Here is a 3,242-nt window from a genome sequence, read left to right on the forward strand (position 1 = left end):
ATGACCAGATTGATGTCCGATAATCGCACCTGTCCCAGCTCCAATCAAACCGCCAAGTCCAGCCCCCTTCTGTGTCCCTGTGCATCCGGAAAAAACTACTAACGCCATGACTAAAAAAACTATCGATCTCTTCATGTCTTGATCTCCTTCCTAATTCAGATATTTACTCAACGCCGCCCATGTCTTCTTGCCAACAATTCCGTCGGATTTCAGCCCATTCTTCTTCTGAAACTCTTTGATTGCATCTTTTGTATTCTTACCTATTTTGCCGTCAACCGGCCCATTATAAAACCCTGCCTTTTTGAGAGCGATTTGAATTCTCTTTGGCGTAGACTCAGAAGCAACTGTTTCTTTTTTGGTTGTAACAATCTTTTTTTCAGGATAAATCTCCGCCATGACAATCTTGCTCGACTTGCTTCGGACTAATCCCATCTCACCCTCTAATTCATATATCTTTCTGTCTTTCTGCTGTAACTCTTTCTCCAGCTGGCCTATTCTCATTTCAAGCTGCTGAGTTTTGATAGTTGTTGCATCCCTCCTGGTTGTCGCACACCCAGTCAAACTTAAAACCAATATCATGCATAATAAAATCTTAAACAATCGCATATCGCTTCTCCTCCTATTTCGTTGTAAAATATTTGCTTAGCGCTTCGAGTGTTTTTGAATCAATGGTTCCATTGCCAGATAAACCTTTGGCAGATTGAAAATCCATTATTGCCTTCTTTGTCTTCGATCCTATCTTCCCGTCAATAGGTCCCGGATCAAACCCAGAATTCTTCAGTGCCTGCTGGAGTTCCTTTGTGCCTTCTAACGTCGATGAATAATACCCCAGAGAATCGCTCTTTTTATTGACCTTCGCTCTTGTCTTAATTATATTCTTATAACTACCTAACTTTTTCCATGTCTCTGTACCGATAAATCCTGTTATCTTTAAACCATTATCCCTCTGGAAATTTTTAATAGCCTTTCTGGTATCACGCTGCATTTTTCCGTCAATCGGCCCGGGATTAAATCCCGCGTTCATTAAGTAGCCCTGCGCCTCTTTAATCCTGTGGTTATATCCGTCTAAGAATCCAAAAATCTCTTTTTCTTCCTTAGCCTCTTTCTGGTGGCCAAAGCTAACGAAAGTACAACCGGGAAATAAAAATACCGTGATTAATACGCTTAGAATACATGTGGAAATGTCTTTAAAAATTCTTCTCTTAATCATCTTTCTTCACCTCCACTTGCCCACCTCCTAAAACTTTGTTTATCTTGCTTATCAATATATCTATCCCTTGTGACTTATCATAGTAATCTGCGGCTTCCGCAATAAGGCGTTCCTGTTCATCTAAAGGATAAACGCTTGTTACGATTACTTTGACCCTTTTATGAAATAACTGCATAACTTCGTATAATATACTGCCGTCGACTTCTGGCATCTTGATATCAAGCAAAACAAGGTCTACTTTTTCCCTGACCAGCGCTTCGCTTGCCTCCATGGCATTAGATCTCTCGATAACTTCAAACCCTTCCCCTATTAATAATCCACTGTAAATTTTTCTTATTTTCTTTTCGTCATCAACTATAAGTATTTTTTTCATGGTTTCCTCCTGGTAAAAATTCTTCTTTCTATCAGCCAAAGTATAGCAAATTGAAGATTAAAAGAAGATTAAAAGAAGATTAAAATTTTCTAACCTAGGTCGAGCAATATGAGGAAATTATTGCTGCGAAAGGGGGATTGTTACGATAAAACTTGAGCCTTTATTGAGCTGGCTTGTTACATGGATATCGCCATGATGCATCTTGACTATAGATTGAACTATGCTTAAACCAAGTCCGGAACCATATTCTATATTTTTGTCTATCCTGTCTACGCGGTAAAACCTATTAAATATCTTTGATATGTCCTCATCCGGTATTCCGATTCCTGTATCTGAAATAGAAACTATGGTTTTTCTGTCTCTCTTTTTTAATGTAATATCTATTTTACCATTTTTAGACGTAAATTTTATAGCATTATCTATAAGGTTAAAAAATAATCTTCTTAAGTGGGACCTTTCGCCGTTGATACTACACTGATCATCCGAAATATCCAGTGTAACTGTAATATCTTTCTGAGAAGCCAATACCTTGCTCTGTTCGTATATATCTTTCAATAATTCAACTAAATCAAACCTTTTGAATTTTAAAACCTCATGTCTGTAGTCTAATCTCGTCAATAAAAGCAGGTCATTGATAATCTTTAACATCCTTTCGACCTCTTCTAAATTCACCTTATTCAGTCTCTTGTATTCTTCGATATTCCTTTCCTTTCTCATACTAACTTCGGTTTCACCCTTTATTATGGCAAGAGGGGTCTTCAATTCATGTGCGACATGAGAACTGAATTCAGCTATATATTTAAAAGACTCTTCCAGGCGTGATATCATATCGTTAAATGCGTCGACTAAGTATTTCATTTCTTCATCCACGTGCTCTGCCTTGACCCTTATGCTCAAGTCTTCATGGGTGATATTAGTGGCTATTTTTGTAATCTCTACCACGGGATCAAGAATCCTTCTTGCAAAAAGCCTGCCGAAAAAACTGGCAAACAGTAATATAATAGGGATACTAATAACAATGTGTGATAGCCGAAGCTGCAAAAGGTGGATAACAGGCTTTAATGAAGTTGCGATCTGAATTATATAATAGCCTCCGCCTTTAAAGGAAACAGGGAGGTTAATAAGTCTTAAATTACGTTTTTCATATCTTATGGTTTTAAATAATGTTTTATTTTCCTGCGTAGGTTTTATATTAAAAGGGGTAAGCTCTTTGCCTGAACATACAATAGGCCGCCCTTTGGAATCCAAAAAATTGATATAATCTTCCTTTAAATCAAACTTGTCGACCATCTTGAGCCATAACTGTTCAAGGTCATGTATCTTATCCTGTTCAGGATGTTCGCCTTCAAGACGGATTACTCTCTTAACAGCAAAAATAAAAGACCCCTGGCTATAGTCAAGCACGTAAAGATATGAGCTTATAGTACTGGCCATCTCTGAAGCCTTTATATTGAGTTCATTGTCAATTTCGTCATATAGGGTATAGTACAAGCTGAGATAAAGAAAGGCGCTATAGACAACTAATATTAGTCCTAGAATAGCCGTATACAAAACGCTGATCTTAAATCTAACAGAGTTAAATTTTATCATCCTGAACTCTCTTTCAAGATATAGCCTGTGCCACGCATGGTATATATGAGCTGCTTTCTAAAGTCTTTG

The 3,242-nt window shown here is 37.5% G+C and carries 4 protein-coding genes; all 4 read right to left on the reverse strand.

What is annotated here, in order from left to right:
- Positions 1-150 precede the first annotated feature (150 nt).
- The 4 genes from KKI13_08070 to KKI13_08085 all read right to left on the reverse strand — a co-directional run bounded on the left by KKI13_08070 (position 151) and on the right by KKI13_08085 (position 3,173).
- Positions 151-501, reverse strand: coding sequence for a peptidoglycan-binding protein (locus tag KKI13_08070; protein MBU4488997.1), 351 nt, complete (start codon positions 499-501; stop codon positions 151-153).
- Between the two features lie 118 nt (positions 502-619).
- A complete protein-coding gene (locus tag KKI13_08075) occupies positions 620-1,210 on the reverse strand; it encodes a peptidoglycan-binding protein (protein MBU4488998.1) in 591 nt (196 codons plus the stop codon).
- The gene (locus tag KKI13_08080; protein MBU4488999.1) at positions 1,203-1,583 is read right to left on the reverse strand and encodes a response regulator; all 381 of its coding nucleotides are present in this window, start codon (positions 1,581-1,583) and stop codon (positions 1,203-1,205) included. Before KKI13_08080 ends, KKI13_08075 begins: the two co-directional genes overlap by 8 nt.
- A gap of 117 nt (positions 1,584-1,700) precedes the next feature.
- Positions 1,701-3,173: a GHKL domain-containing protein gene (locus KKI13_08085; protein ID MBU4489000.1), complete on the reverse strand. Its 1,473-nt coding sequence runs from the start codon at positions 3,171-3,173 to the stop codon at positions 1,701-1,703.
- Between the last annotated feature and the right edge of the window lie 69 nt (positions 3,174-3,242).

It is taken from the genome of Candidatus Omnitrophota bacterium, from assembly GCA_018894435.1.
Classification (GTDB): Bacteria; Omnitrophota; Gorgyraeia; order JAHIPI01; family JAHIPI01; genus JAHIPI01.

Excerpts from the sequence above, each read along its gene's own strand:
- KKI13_08070 (MBU4488997.1), bottom strand. The coding sequence starts at position 501 with ATGAGAATAGGCCAGCTGGAGAAAGAGTTACAGCAGAAAGACAGAAAG.
- KKI13_08075 (MBU4488998.1), bottom strand. The coding sequence starts at position 1,210 with ATGATTAAGAGAAGAATTTTTAAAGACATTTCCACATGTATTCTAAGC.
- KKI13_08080 (MBU4488999.1), bottom strand. The coding sequence starts at position 1,583 with ATGAAAAAAATACTTATAGTTGATGACGAAAAGAAAATAAGAAAAATT.
- KKI13_08085 (MBU4489000.1), bottom strand. The coding sequence starts at position 3,173 with ATGATAAAATTTAACTCTGTTAGATTTAAGATCAGCGTTTTGTATACG.